14 protein-coding genes and 1 riboswitch are annotated in these 14,349 nt (G+C 42.4%); all 14 genes read left to right on the top strand.

The window, feature by feature from the left end; translation table 11 throughout:
* Positions 1 to 27 precede the first annotated feature (27 nt).
* The 14 genes from Q7P97_RS08990 (at position 28) to Q7P97_RS08925 (ending at position 13,975) form a co-directional block, all read left to right on the top strand.
* Positions 28 to 198 carry a hypothetical protein gene (locus Q7P97_RS08990; RefSeq protein WP_303968871.1) on the top strand — a complete coding sequence of 57 codons (171 nt, stop codon included), beginning with the start codon at positions 28 to 30 and terminating at the stop codon, positions 196 to 198.
* A 167-nt stretch (positions 199 to 365) separates the two neighbouring features.
* Positions 366 to 539: riboswitch (cobalamin riboswitch) on the top strand.
* Between the two features lie 172 nt (positions 540 to 711).
* Entirely contained in the window at positions 712 to 1,932 is a 1,221-nt protein-coding gene (locus tag Q7P97_RS08985; protein ID WP_303968870.1) for a hypothetical protein, read from the top strand.
* 75 nt (positions 1,933 to 2,007) lie between these two features.
* Positions 2,008 to 3,105 (top strand): CdaR family transcriptional regulator, encoded by a 1,098-nt coding sequence (locus Q7P97_RS08980; protein ID WP_303968869.1) that lies wholly within the window; start codon positions 2,008 to 2,010, stop codon positions 3,103 to 3,105.
* A 547-nt stretch (positions 3,106 to 3,652) separates the two neighbouring features.
* Positions 3,653 to 4,786, top strand: coding sequence for a YibE/F family protein (locus Q7P97_RS08975; RefSeq protein WP_303968868.1), 1,134 nt, complete (start codon positions 3,653 to 3,655; stop codon positions 4,784 to 4,786).
* A complete protein-coding gene (locus Q7P97_RS08970; protein ID WP_303968867.1) occupies positions 4,783 to 5,556 on the top strand; it encodes a YibE/F family protein in 774 nt (257 codons plus the stop codon). The genes Q7P97_RS08975 and Q7P97_RS08970 overlap by 4 nt, the downstream gene beginning before the upstream one ends.
* A gap of 297 nt (positions 5,557 to 5,853) precedes the next feature.
* Complete coding sequence (locus tag Q7P97_RS08965; RefSeq protein ID WP_303968866.1) at positions 5,854 to 6,888, top strand: DctP family TRAP transporter solute-binding subunit; 1,035 nt, start codon at positions 5,854 to 5,856, stop codon at positions 6,886 to 6,888.
* Positions 6,889 to 6,906: 18 nt separating this feature from the next.
* A complete protein-coding gene (locus tag Q7P97_RS08960; protein WP_303968865.1) occupies positions 6,907 to 7,392 on the top strand; it encodes a TRAP transporter small permease in 486 nt (161 codons plus the stop codon).
* On the top strand, positions 7,389 to 8,711 hold the full coding sequence (locus Q7P97_RS08955) for a TRAP transporter large permease (RefSeq protein ID WP_303968864.1): 1,323 nt from the start codon (positions 7,389 to 7,391) through the stop codon (positions 8,709 to 8,711). The genes Q7P97_RS08960 and Q7P97_RS08955 overlap by 4 nt, the downstream gene beginning before the upstream one ends.
* 17 nt (positions 8,712 to 8,728) lie before the next feature.
* Complete coding sequence (locus Q7P97_RS08950; protein WP_303968863.1) at positions 8,729 to 9,442, top strand: SDR family NAD(P)-dependent oxidoreductase; 714 nt, start codon at positions 8,729 to 8,731, stop codon at positions 9,440 to 9,442.
* Entirely contained in the window at positions 9,414 to 9,887 is a 474-nt protein-coding gene (locus tag Q7P97_RS08945) for a PPC domain-containing DNA-binding protein (protein WP_303968862.1), read from the top strand. The genes Q7P97_RS08950 and Q7P97_RS08945 overlap by 29 nt, the downstream gene beginning before the upstream one ends.
* A 6-nt stretch (positions 9,888 to 9,893) precedes the next feature.
* Positions 9,894 to 11,375: a class I adenylate-forming enzyme family protein gene (locus Q7P97_RS08940; protein WP_303968861.1), complete on the top strand. Its 1,482-nt coding sequence runs from the start codon at positions 9,894 to 9,896 to the stop codon at positions 11,373 to 11,375.
* The gene (locus Q7P97_RS08935; RefSeq protein WP_303968860.1) at positions 11,372 to 12,505 is read left to right on the top strand and encodes a thiolase C-terminal domain-containing protein; all 1,134 of its coding nucleotides are present in this window, start codon (positions 11,372 to 11,374) and stop codon (positions 12,503 to 12,505) included. The genes Q7P97_RS08940 and Q7P97_RS08935 overlap by 4 nt, the downstream gene beginning before the upstream one ends.
* 4 nt (positions 12,506 to 12,509) lie before the next feature.
* A complete protein-coding gene (locus Q7P97_RS08930) occupies positions 12,510 to 12,815 on the top strand; it encodes a Zn-ribbon domain-containing OB-fold protein (protein WP_303968859.1) in 306 nt (101 codons plus the stop codon).
* Between the two features lie 209 nt (positions 12,816 to 13,024).
* The gene (locus Q7P97_RS08925; protein ID WP_303968858.1) at positions 13,025 to 13,975 is read left to right on the top strand and encodes a bile acid:sodium symporter family protein; all 951 of its coding nucleotides are present in this window, start codon (positions 13,025 to 13,027) and stop codon (positions 13,973 to 13,975) included.
* Positions 13,976 to 14,349: the final 374 nt, after the last annotated feature.

Raw genomic sequence — 14,349 nt, 5'->3', positions numbered from 1 at the left:
AAATACAAAATTCAGGAGGTAATTTTTATGAAAAACAATAACTATCAAAACAATTCAGCGTTACCAGAGCAAAATGAGACATTCTATTTAATCACAGGCTACACGGAAAATGGTTTCATCCATGGAATCACTTGGGAAGAAGCATATGTTCAAGGATTGGCGGAGTGCGGCTGTCTATGCGAACAACAACTAATGTAAGTAATGAAGAAAGCTCAATACAGGGTGCCTAGCAAAAAACGATTGTGGATGTGATCCCAGTGGTTTTATGCATAGGCACCCTGTTTAATTTTGTCTTCGTACATAACCCAAACAAACGCTACCACCCTCTACGATATCCATGATAAAATAAAAGTAATCAAATACATGAGTTTGCACGATATATAGGTACCTATCGAGGTGTAAAAGGGAATCCGTAAACCGGAGCTGTCCCCGCAACTGTATACACGGACGACTGCCAAATCAGCCACTATGGAGACATGGGAAGGCGTGGTGGAAGGATGAAGTGGAGCCAGGAGACCTGCCTACGTATCGTCAAAGCTACACTTTCTTCGGGGGTTGAGAGGTGGGGGCAAAAAGGTCTCTCCTATCCATGCTTGTTCATGGGTTATGTTAGAGCTGCCTATTTTTGTTTCCTCATTCACAACTATTGCAATCATCTTGCCGAAGGGGCGGAATGATTGTTTTTTGTTGTTTACGAAAGGAGACGGCGACATGAGAAATCTTCAACAAACAGATGAACGAACGCATCAACGTGCATTACTCCATGTATTATACAATCAAGCAGAACAACTACGTGGCAAACCGATTTACAAAGGCTTTCATCAATTGGTTCGTAGGCTAATGCAGGATGGATTATATGGACAATGGATCCATTGCTATTCGGCAAATGAAATTAAGTGGTTAGGTTTGCAGATTAAAGCTGAACGGGATCAACTATTGTCGACTGAGCAACTTCAACAATATATGAATGAGTTTATAACGTCTGATTACTCAGATCAGCGTATTGGGTTACCGCAGGAACGACTGATGCTCATTGCGATGGCTGCTATGCAGAATGAAGAGATAGATCGTCTGAAGAAAGTGCATGATGCCTATTGGGTACTTAGTCAAGGTTATATCACCTTGCCTGACGATGTCATGACGTTCTTTGGCAAGACATTTCATCAACGACATGCCAAAGTACAACCTCATTCGATGCACCTAACAGATAGTAGGATACCCGCCTTTTTATCCAGCAAAGTAAAAGAGAAGCATATACTCGTCCCGGATCAGTTTATGGAACAAGTAAAGGCATGCGGTTCTTGGCTGTTATTTGACCGTTCTCTACATCAAGTTTCAACCCATTCTCTAGTGAAGAAAAAGGTCTCTGCGATAGGTTTGATGAAGCAGTTGCTGGCTAGTGAAGGGGTCGTCTTGCATTTTAACCAAGTTGTACATGCTAGGGCTGACGCATTAGATTCTTACATTCAATTAGATCGAGTCGTACAAAGAACAGATTTGGCAAGTGTTTGTACTATACTTATACGTTTGCTGAGTGGTATTGAAGATGTGTGGAATTACAGTTGTAGAATTAAAGTGGCGGGGTGGGAAGCGACAATAGCTCATCAACGAATTGGTTTACATTCGGAAGCTGCAGTGGATTATATTGAAACAGTATCGAATGAAATAAATTCGTATTTAGAGACAGCTGCTTTTCAAAGTGGAAAAAAGATTCCTTTGCGTAAAGCGTCAGACGTGATGAACCGGTCCGCATACCCAGCGACAAAGCATCAACAATTCTCAATGATTGATCGAGTAATGGCTGAACAACGTTATACCGATTTAGGCGGCTCTGTCACATTGGAAAAGTCCCTTCTTATCGAAACGGCTGAATTATCCCAGTTGCTCATGAAAGCGTGGAGCTGTGGAGTTCTAGAAGTTCAGCTTGTCTGACTCTCCTCTGTTGTAGTGAAAACTGAAGTGGCGTAAGATATTAGTAACTAGCAGTTTTCAGCTGAGGTGAGACAGATGTTTCAATTTGATACATTAGGACATGAAATCGTAACGGAGTTATCTAACTTGATACAACAACAGGTGATTTTAACTGATCGTCGGGGCTTCATTCAAGCGAGCACAGATCCTGGCCGGATCAATCAGTTCCATGAAGGAGCTTTATTGAGCATGCGTCAAAAATCAGTGCTGCGTATGGGGGAGAAAGAAGCAGGGCATCTGCACGGTGTTCGTGAGGGAATCGTGTTACCTATCATTATTGAAGGAGAACCGATTGCTGTGCTTGGCGTTACGGGTAATCCTGACGTGATTCATCCTCAAGCACAACTAATTTTACGGGTAGTAGAGCTCTTTATACAAGATTCGTTAAAGCGTAAGCAAAAGGACGAAAGAGTTCGTGATGTAGAATTTTTCGTTTTTGATTGGTTGACTGGTACTAAGAAAGATGAACGGTTCGTGGAAAGAGGAACACTACTTGGAATGGACGTGACGCTTTATCATCAAGTAGCGGTTCTTGAAGTGTTGGATTTGCTAGAACAGTTTTCGGTTGAGGAAATGGAGACATTCGCCTCGATTCAAAATATCCATTCATCCATGAAGATGATTCGCTGGGCGCAGAACAAAATTTTGTTGCTGTTGCCTGAAATGAATCAGGACACGTTAAAAAGTGAGTTGGAATTTCTTTTGTTGCATATCAAACGACGTAAAAAGGTACGAGTCGTTGCGGGTATAGGTGCACCGGTACGATACTTCGATTTAGCGAAGTCCTTTGCACAGGCAGAGCGTGCGGTAAGTGCTGCTAAGGTGTCGGGTGAGATTGTCTTTGAGCATGAGTTAAAGCTAGAGATTGTTTTGCAAAGCATTCCGAATGCGGTCAAGCAAGATTTTCTGAAGCGCACGGTTGCGCCGCTTGCAGATCATGAGGACTTGCTGAATAATCTGGCGGTGTGGTTCGAGGAGAATCAGTCGATGCAGAATACGGCGCAGCGTTTACATATACATAAGAATACGTTGTCTTATCGTTTGCAAAAGGTCGAGCAGTTAACGGGATTGTCTGTCTCCAGCACACATGATGTGTTTTTGTTGTACTTGGCATTGAGTTTGTTGGAGGGATAAGTGCCTGGCGGTGAATAGGATCTTAGTGTGGTTAGTAATAGTGTTGAGGAGGGGGATTTCCGTTCCGAGCGGACGCTTTCCTGCGGGCATGGCTTGAGCCTCCTCGCTTCGCTGCGGGGTCTCAAGACTCATGCTATTCCCGCGGGAGTCGCCGCTCTGCACTCCAATCCCTAACTTGTAAGTGAAATACACTTATTGTTGTGCATTGAAGTTAGGATTGTAATCGATATTGAGCTTCTGTACTTGAACTTAAATAAGTTAAAACAAAACAATAATTCACGCGCTACCTACGACGAGTGAACTTAGTTCCCCAACTTAATAACTAGGATGGAAGCGGAAGCTGGCGGCGACTCCCGATGGATCAGCCTGATCAGGTGAGACAACCAAAGAGAGCAAAGCGAACTGGTTGGCTCACCGCAGGCCCATGGGAAAGCGTCCGCCAGCTGGAGCTTCCATCCCATTGTACTCACAAATTCATTCACTATTCCTAGTCCCTTGCATTTTATTATAAACTAACTAAGACAGTGGCAACGAGGAGGATTTCGTTTTGAATAGAATTACACATGCACTTAAAAACACGGCCGCTTCGAAATGGGTTGTGTACTCCATACTGGCTGTTTGTTTTGTTTCTTCCATCCTACTCGTCAACAACAACCACTCCTTTTACGATCGTACCATCGCCCAAGTGACGAAAAATGAAGTCGTCGAGACAACCGATGTGACGGACATGCATGGGAACAAAGATACGCTCTTTATCCAGAAGCTCGAGACCAACGTCAAGAACGGTAAAGAAAAAGGCAAGACGATATTGTTGAACAACGAATATTCTTCTTCAGGTGCATACGATCAGCAATATGACGTAGGTAACGAACTGTTTGTCTCTATCGATTCTACGATGGGAAATGACTTGGTAGGCAGTATCACGGACGTGAAACGCGATAAATATGTACTAATTGTAGCCTGGATTTTTGTCTTCGTATTATTGATCGTCGGCCATAAGCAAGGATTGCTTGCGATTGTTAGTTTTGCCATCAACGTGATGATATTGTCACTCGCTTTGGACATCTATGTAAAATATTATGACGTCAGTTTATTGGTTGTCTGTGGGATTTGTATTTTGTTATTCACTGCCATTTCACTTCTGCTGGTCAGTGGACGCAGTGAAAAGACCTATGCCGCAATTGCAGCTACATTGATTGCGACAGTAGTATCACTCTCCATTGTGTCCTTCGTCATTTGGATCACATCAGGAGATGGTCTGCGCTATGAAGAAATGCAGTTTTTGACGCGACCTTATCACACTATATTCATGGCCGGATTATTTATTGGATCACTGGGCGCCATTATGGACGTGGCGATTACGATGTCTTCCTCTTTGTTTGCCTTGTATGAAAGAGATCGGACAATATCTGTGAAAGCGCTGAGGAAGTCAGGCATTGATATAGGCAAGGACGTAATGGGAACCATCACAAGTATTTTATTCTTTGCATATATCAGTGGTTCGATTCCGATGCTAATTCTTTATTTGAAAAACGCCTCGCCAGTAGGATTTGCACTTTCGATGAACTTGTCGCTCGAGTTGGCCCGTGCGTTGGCTGGAGGAATCGGGATTGTGTTGACGATTCCGATTGGCCTATACATTACAATATTCTTCATTGAGCGAAAGAGGGCGAGAGTATGAATGTATTAGTATGGCTCGCAATTATTTTACTCGTCTTAATGGTATGGGTCGGTGGAAAGAGTGGAGTCAGATCATTCTTTTCATTATTTTTTAACTTCGGTGTAGTCTTCTTCACAATGTTCTTTATGCTTGATCCGAATACGAATCCAATTGTCATTACGTTCATTGCAAGTAGTGTAATTGGCTGCATCAGCCTTTTTTATATTAACGAAGTAAATAGTAAAACGGTGCTAGCGTTCATTTCTACGATGATTACAATCAGTATCTTATTATTTTTCATTGTATTTGTTTCACAGAAGCTGATGATTCAAGGGTTCGGTGAAGAGGGGGAGGAAGCGATTGCTGGGTTGTCACTTTATATTGGAGTGGACTTCGTGAAAATTGGAGCATCGGTCATTATTATGAGTACAATCGGTGCGATCATGGACGTTGCGATTTCCATTGCCTCAACTATGCACGAAGTTTTCAAGCATACGCCTACCCTCAGCAAGAGAGAATTATTCAAGTCAGGTGTCAGTATTGGGCGCGATATCCTCGGAACGGATACGAATACTTTATTCTTCGCATTTTTTGGAGGATACTTGGCGCTACTCATTTGGTTTAAGGATTTACACTATTCAATTGGTGATATCATCAACTCAAAAATCTTCAGTTCTGAAATGATTTTGATACTATGTGCAGGTCTTGGGATTGCGTTAGTCATTCCCATTGCTTCTTGGATGAATGCTTATTATTTAGTGCGTACTAGAGAAAAAATTGAAAAGATGTGAGAAGAGGGGGCTACCGTTAGCTCCTCTTTTTTATATTTGTTTACAAGAAAGTAGAGAATTTCCACTTTACTAGAGAACAGGTTATTATAAAACCCCTATAAACATATAATTTGGATGTTATCACAATATTCAAGTGGTTTATACGAATGAACATTGTGCAAAAGTCTATATGAATTAAATTATTAGACTATTACAATTATAATCACTAATCAAACGTTTCGGATAGATAATTTACTTTCTTTGCTTTCACATCGTGTAATCTATTGTTCGTTGATAAAAAACTGGGGGTAAGGACAAATGAGAATGAAGAAAAAGAGTGTACTAGGAGCAATCGGTTTATCTGCCATGCTGATGCTGGCGGCTTGTTCATCGGATAAGGAAGAATCCAAGGACAGTGGCGGAGAAGCGGAAGCAAAATCATACGACCTGAAAATGTCTGTCACAGTAAATGATTCATCCACTTGGTATCAGGCGGCGGACAAGTTGGCGCAAGACTTGAAAGACCAAACGGATGGTCGTATCAACATTGAAGTATTCCCGAACGAGCAATTATCAAATGGTGATCAGGGGAAAGGTGTCGAGCTTTTAACAAAAGGACAAACCGACCTAAGTCTTCACTCGACGATTATCTACTCAATATTGGATGACCGGTTTGGTGTAGCAAGTGCGCCATTCTTATTTAAAGATAAAGATGGTGTAGATAAAGTATTTGATGGGGCAGGAGGAGAGGCAATCGCAGAGATACTCAATGAAAAGAACGTTGAATTACTTGGTTTCGGAGAGAACGGTTTCCGACAGATCACGAATAGTAAAAAAGAAATTAAATCACCAGCAGATATGAAAGGCTTGAAAGTGCGTATTCCAGGAATCACAATGTACACGGATCTTTACCGTGCTTTAGGCGCTGACCCGACTACAATGGCATTCTCGGAAGTCTTTACATCACTTCAACAAGGAACAATCGATGGTCAAGAAAATCCAATCGACGTAATCCACTCCTCTAAGCTAAATGAGGTACAGGATTACTTGACGACTTGGAACTATTCATATGACCCGCTAGTACTCGGAATTAATAAGAAGTTATTTGATTCCATGAGTGAAGAAGATCAGGAGCTTGTGAAGAAGTTAGGTAAAGAAGCTGCGGAATTCCAAGTGGAAATGGCACGTGAAAAAGAAGAGAAGCAAATCGCTGAGTTAAAGGATGCGGGGATGCAGTTCTACGCACCGACAGATGAAGAACTAGCTGAGTTTACAGAAGCAGTACAACCGGTTTACGAAAAGTATGAAGATATTTGGGGTAAAGATTTGCTAGATAAGTTCCAAGATCAATAAGGACTGGAGGGTGGATATATGGGAAAAATATTCAATAGATTAGAAGAATGGATTGTCGTCATTGTACTGTCCATCATGTCCACCATCGCATTCGTCAATGTGCTATCCAGAGGGTTTGCTAACTATTCATTTTCTTTCACGGAAGAAATTACAGTCAATTTGTTCGTTATGTTAACATTTGTCGGAACAGCCATCGGTGTGCGCAAGTATGCACACCTTGGCTTTACTTTGATTTATGACAAAGGTAATTTGCTGTTAAAGAATATTATTACGATTTTGGTTGGATTGATGATGGTGCTATTATTTTTCATTCTTTTTTATTACGGTTTGAAGATGGTGCAATATCAGATGGAAATGGGGCAGAAGACGCCTTCACTTGGTTGGCCGCAATGGTGGTTCTCCATGTCGATGCCAATAGGTGCACTGTTTTGTTTGATCCGTTCCATTCAAGTAACTATTACTGAATTCCGTCAGCAAAATGGGAAGGGAGAGCAGCCAGTATGACAGCGATTATATTATTCGGTGTATTTTTCCTTCTAGTTATGCTTCGCATGCCAATTGCTGTGGCCTTGGCAATCTCCTCCATCGTGGTGCTATTTACGGGCAGTGGATTGTTCGGTTTGGAATTGGTTGCGGACATTATGTATACGAGTGTAGCGAAGTTCACATTGCTAGCGATTCCGTTTTTCATCTTGGCGGGTGTCATTATGGAGCACGCAGGCATTTCAAAACGACTGATTGATTTTGCGCAAGCATTAGTAGGTCATCGCAAAGGTGGAATTATCTTTGTAACGGTTATGACGGCTATATTTTTTGCAGCAATATCAGGGTCAGGCCCTGCTACCGTTGCAGCTATCGGAGGTATTTTGATTCCGGGGATGGTTAAGAACGGTTATAAAACAGAAACAGCGGCTGGACTTGTCGCGAGTTCGGGTGCGATTGGTATTATCATTCCGCCAAGTATTGCTTTTATTGTCTTTGCCGTAGTGGCAGGCGATCAGATTCCGGTATCAATTGGGCGTATGTTCATGGCAGGAGTGATTCCTGGTTTACTACTCGGTATTGGATTTATTGTCGCGGCTATGTTCGTTAGATATCGACAGGAAAAGCGTGAAGGTCCAATTTCGGAACAGTACATAATGCAACCGGCAACAAGTGCTGAACGATTTAAAGCCTTCGGTAAAGCGATTTGGGGCTTATTAATTCCCGTTATTATTTTAGGTGGCATTTATGGTGGGTACTTTACACCGACAGAAGCGGCGGTAGTAGCCGTATTTTATAGTTTGTTCATCGGATTCTTCATTCATCGTGAATTAACATTGAAAAAGCTTTATGACATTTTAGTAGCTGCGGGTATTCAGACGGCAGTTGTGATGTTCATCGTCAGTGCAGCGAGTGTGTATGCATACATCATCACAACAGAGCAAATTGCCACACAGATTTCCGATGTGATGCTAAATATTTCAAGCAATAAAATCATCATCTTATTATTGATCAATGTCATTTTATTAATTGCGGGCATGTTCATTGATGCCATATCTGCATACTATATTTTCATTCCGATTTTGTTACCGATTGTACTGTTGTTCGATGTAGATCCGACAGTGTTCGGTGTCTTCATGACAGTCAACTTGGCGATTGGGCTTTTCACACCACCAGTCGGTCTCAACTTATTTGTAGCAGCTGGTATATCAAATACTTCCATAGGACAAATATCAAGAGGGGTCTTTCCTTTCGTTGTTTCCTCTGTCATTATTCTATTACTCATTACGTATATACCGCAGATTTCTACATTTTTGCCGGACTTATTAAACATCAAGTAGGTTGGGAGGGGGTGCTTGTGAAACTGAAAGGGCAGACGGCAATCGTCACAGGGGCTGCTAGTGGCATAGGCGCCCAAACGGCTCTCCTTCTTTCGCAGGAAGGTGCCAATGTCGTTTTGGTAGATTCGACGAGCTGCGCACAGACGTTGCAAGCAATTCAAACGAACAGAGGCAAAGCGGTGTATTTGGAATGTTTAGGAGAAGTGCATGACGTAGAGTTTATGAATGCAGTCGTCGCGAAAGCGTCAGACGTATTTGGAGAACTGCATGTATTAGTGAATAATGTGTGCATATGCAGTACCCGTAATGAAAACAAGCCTAGCCTTGATCAATGGGAGCGTGAGGCAGACGGCAATGCACAAGCTACTGCTTTATTTATTCATGCAGTGTCACCGTACATGATTGAACAGCAGTATGGACGCATTATCAATATTAGTTCTGTTTCAAGTTGTACTAATGAACAAACGTTTAAGGCTTCTAAAAATTCAATTGGTACACTGACGAAGCAAGTAGCTAAAGAACTAAGTGAGTTCAGGATCACATGTAATTCAGTTGCACCTGTATGCACAACAAATTTAGATGAAGCGACAATCAATCAAACGGGCACAGCGATTAGCATCGCGCAAGCCGTTCTGTACTTCGCCTCATCAGAATCCAGTTATACGACAGGACAAATTTTAAAAGTGGATGGAGGGTATTGTATTGAACCACCAAATTCAAGCGGTGTATGACGAGAAATCGAATCGAATCATCGGTCGTTTGAAGAAGGACGTCGATTTATTTGAAGGGATTCTTGCAGTATGTGCGCAATATGGCGTGAAGGCGGCTCAATTTCAGTGTATCGGCTCGCTCGCGTACGCAACGATTGTGCAGCCACAGCAAAATCCCGATAAAAGCTTACAGTATTCTGAACGGATCGTAACAGACACGCCTGTCGAACTGCTTTCAGGGACAGGATTTATTGGCTACGACGAAGAGCGGAAGCTGGATATCCACTTTCACGGACTATATGTAGACTGTGATAAACAACTAAATGGTGGTCATTTTCTCAGAGGTGAAAACCCTGTAGCGATTACAGTGGAATTTATTATATTCCCAGTGGCAGATACAGGTGTTCAACGGAAGCCGGATGAGTTTTCGGGCATTCCACTATTCCACTTTACAAATAAGGAGTGATTGACTTTGGAGACAATTGGAAAACTGGCAATGAAATCAGCGGCGGCCTATCCAAATAAAATTGCTGTGAAAGATGATCGACGCTCTTTTACATTTAAAGAAGTGATGGAACGAGCACTCGCGTTAACTGCATACTTTGAAAAAGCCGGTCTTCGAAAAGGGGACCGTTTTGCTATTTTACTGTCCAATCGTCTGGAGCATATTGAAATGGACGTGGCGGCAGCAATTTCAGGAGTTATCAAAGTACCATTGAATTACCGACTTCATCCGAAAGAGCATGAATATATGCTAGAAGATGCGAGCGTTCAGCTAATCATTGGCGAATCGGAATTGATCGACCCAATTGATACAACGATTCAAGCTTTGACGATCGGTGAAAACTATGAAAGAGCTATTGAACAAGGAATTGGGGCTACATGTACAACAGAAGTGAATGAGGATGATTTATTCGCGATTATGTATACATCCGGTACGACAGGTAATCCGAAAGGCGTCATGCTCAGCCATCGCAATATCATCTCAGGTGCATTGTCTCTCGCGCTTGCTTGCGAAACGGATTATGACGACATCATTGGGCATGTGGCACCGTTGACGCACGGCAGTAATTTCCTCTCACATGTAGCATGGCTATATGGTTTAACACAAGTCGTGTTCAATACATTTGAACCAGAAGAATTCGTTCATGATCTCACACGAGAAAAGGTCACAGTGATCTTCCTGGTGCCGACGATGGTTAACTTAATGATTCAGCATCCGAATTTTGATCCGAAGAATTTATCTACGATTAAGAGTATTAATATGGCTGGTTCACCGATTGCCGCGAGCAAACTTGAGCAAGCACTCGCACTGACAGGCCCCATTTATGCGCAGACATTCGGCCAAGTCGAAGCGCCAATGTGTATTACGATGATGCCCAAGCGTGAACTCGGTGATCATCTCGAATCATGCGGACGTGTCGGACCTTTCGTTGACGTGAAAATCATGAATGAACAAGGTGTAGAATTAACTGCCGGGGAAGTAGGAGAAATTGTCTGTAAAGGTTCACTTGTCATGCAAGGCTATTGGAATAATGAGCAAGCAACAAATGAAACATTACAAGACGGTTGGCTGCAAACCGGTGATCTCGGTTGGAAGAGTGAAACTGGATATGTGCATATCGTAGATCGCAAAAAAGACGTCATCATCTCGGGAGGGGTTAATATTTATCCGAGAGAAGTCGAGGAAGTCCTCAATAAGCATCATGGAGTTAGAGAAACTTGTGTAATAGGCGTTCCCGATGATAAGTGGGGCGAGAATGTCATTGCGTATGTCGTTCCAAATGGCACGATACCTGTAACAAATGAAGAACTATTGCAATTATGCCTTGATCATATGGCGAGCTTCAAAAAACCGAAGGAGATCCATATTGTCGACGAATTGCCGAAAAGTTCATACGGTAAAATATTAAAACGTGAATTACGTAATCAGCACGGGGAGGTGCATTCATGACAAACGTCTATATAGAAGGAATCGGCATGACGAAGTTCGGGAAATTTATAGATAAATCAATGAAGCAACTATTGGTTGAAGCATCTATAGAAGCGCTTGAAGACGCAGGGAATCCGAAGGTCGATGCAGTCTTTGTCGGAAATTTCATGGGTGGATCCATTGGGAATCAAGAAATCCTCGGTGCGTTAGTAGCGAATGAACTGGGTCTTGGCTATATCCCTACTGCGAAGGTCGAAGGTGCTTGCGCGTCAGGTGGCATAGCACTTCGCCAAGGTATTATGGGGATTGTAAGTGGAGAATACGATACGGTCCTAATAGCAGGTGTGGAAAAGATGAAACATGCTTCGACCGCGGATGTAACGCAAGCAATTAATGCCGCCATGGATAACGATTCCAATGAAAAGCAGGCAGGTCTGACATTCCCAGGATTCTTTGGTGTATTGGCAAATCGCTATTTTCATGAAACAGACGCTACGAAAGAACATTTAGCCATGATTGCATTGAAGAACCGTGAACATGCATTGCATAATCCACTCGCACAATTCCAAAAGCCGACAACGATGGAAGAAATCATGCAGGCACGAATTATTACTTCTCCACTCGGCTTATTTGATTGTTCCCCGACGACAGATGGTGCAGCGGCATTGGTGATTTCACGAAAAAAAGGAGCTATTCATATCCGCTCCTCTGCACAAAGTTCAGGTCCTACGCAAATGCAAGACGCGGACGATTTACTTTCATTACCCGCAGTGCGAGAGTCAGGTCGCTTAGCTTATGAAAAAGCAGGAGTAGGCCCTGAAGATATCGATGTTGTGGAAATCCATGACTGTTTCTCGATGACAGAAATGCTTGCAATCGAGGAACTTGGATTTTTCAATAAACGAGAAGGTTGGTTAGCCGTGGAACAAGGGAGAACGAAAGTGACGGGCGATAAACCGGTAAACACAAGTGGCGGATTACTGTCACGAGGTCATCCGATTGGTGCAACAGGTGTTGCGCAAATATATCAGCTTGTACGGCAACTGCGTGGCACAGCACCGAACCAAATAGAAAAAGCTCGTCTTGCTTTGGCACAAAACTTGGGTGGAACAGGTTCATACTCTACTGTTCATATTCTGGAAAGGTTGTGAAAAGATGAATATCTATCAATGCGATCAATGTGAATATGCCAGTGTTTCCAATAAATATCGCTGCCCTAGTTGTGGAACTGGGAAATTACAGGAGCAAGATATTTCCACGAAGGGAACGGTCTACAGTTATACCGACATTCATATCGCGCCCGCTGAATTTGCTCATCTTGCACCTTATACAGTGGCGCTTATACAGTTAGATGCGTCTAAAGCGAAGGTTACCGTTAGAATGGATGCAGTTGTTGAGATCGGGGATACAGCGGAACTTCATCATATAGAGGATGGAGCGTATATTTACCGTAAGTGCTGAGTAGCAAGTGCAGGTGTATGTGATAGCTTTAAAGGATGCTCATTGATTCGCGTTAAGTGCTCATAGTTACAACTTAACCGCTCTATTGCATACCCCAAGCGATCATACTCGGCTTCTAACCGCTCATAGTCATTCGATAATCGCTCTTAGCCATAATTCCACCGCTCATAGAAAATACATACGGACTTCCTCGTAAGGAGGAGAAACACGTGAAAGCTATACAAACTATATCTAAAATTATTTCAAAGTATTTACCGCTTTGGATCGTCCTCTTATCTATCATTGCCTATGTCATTCCGGATACGTTTATTTCGATTCGGCAATTAACAGGCTTCGGATTAGGCACGATCTTCTTTCTGATGGGGCTATCGCTTTCGTCGGAAAAATTGCTTGAAGTGATTAAAAATCCAAAACACGCTTTACTTGGCGTTTTTTTGAAATGGACCATTATGGTGGGTGTATCCATAGGGGTTGCTTATCTATTCTTCAGAAACCAAGCGGAGATAGCAACCGGGATTATTTTAGCGGGTACGGTACCAAGCGGGACGTCTGCTAATATTTATACATTTATAGCCGGTGGGGAAGTCGCGCTCAGTATTACGATGGCGACATTGGACACATTCATTTCACCTGTACTGACGCCGGTCCTACTGCAGACATTCGCGGGACGATTTATACCGATTGAATTCTGGCCTTTATTCCTAAATATTATTTACATCGTCTTTTTCCCATTAGTTGCGGGTTTATTGATCCAGTGGAAATTTCAGCGCCAAGTGGAGAAGGTCAAACCGTATACGAGTGTCTTGTCTCAACTTGCGTTATTTCTAGTCATCCTTTCGGTTATTTCAAATGCTCAACAAGCATTGTCTGAGAACTTAACCATTCTACCCCTCGTATTCGTGGCGGTTACACTACAAGTCAGTATACCGATGGGCGCCGGCTACTTTATCTCGAGATGGCTAGGCGTACCAGAGCGCAATGCTCGTGCAATTTTATTCCATACAGGCATTTGCAACACTGCACTCGCTGCAACACTTGCAATGGCACACTTCGGATCACTCGCCGCAGTACCTGCAGTTGCCAATATGGTGATGAATTTAACTATTGGCGCGTTGATGGCAAGTCTATTTGAAAATAAATTTCGCCTTGAAGCAGAATGATATCAGCTAGCACCCTAAATCAAACTAAGTGATTTGGTTAATTAATGACAAAGATATGTTTTTCATATATGGAAATGATATACTTACTGTATGAACATTAATAATTAGAATAGAGTTATTAGTAAGTGGAATAGTTAATTTTATGTAACTTATTGTGCGGTAGGACGTACAGATAAGTGAAGTAGGTTGTTCAACAAACGGGCCATTTTGTAGCAAAATGACGTGAATATTAGGGGTTGATTTACCGTGTGGAAAAAGATATTAATAGTTTTCACAGTGGCAATTGGGGGTTTTATGCTTTCGTTGACGATTAATAGTTTGGGCGACACAGGTAATAAAATAATGCATTTCGGAGCAGGTTTGTTGATGTTCTC

The organism is Sporosarcina ureae, assembly GCF_029267015.1.
Lineage (GTDB): Bacteria > Bacillota > Bacilli > Bacillales_A > Planococcaceae > Sporosarcina > Sporosarcina ureae_D.
The sequence above is the reverse complement of the archived record's forward strand: the minus strand, read 5'-3'. Positions and strand labels throughout refer to the sequence as shown.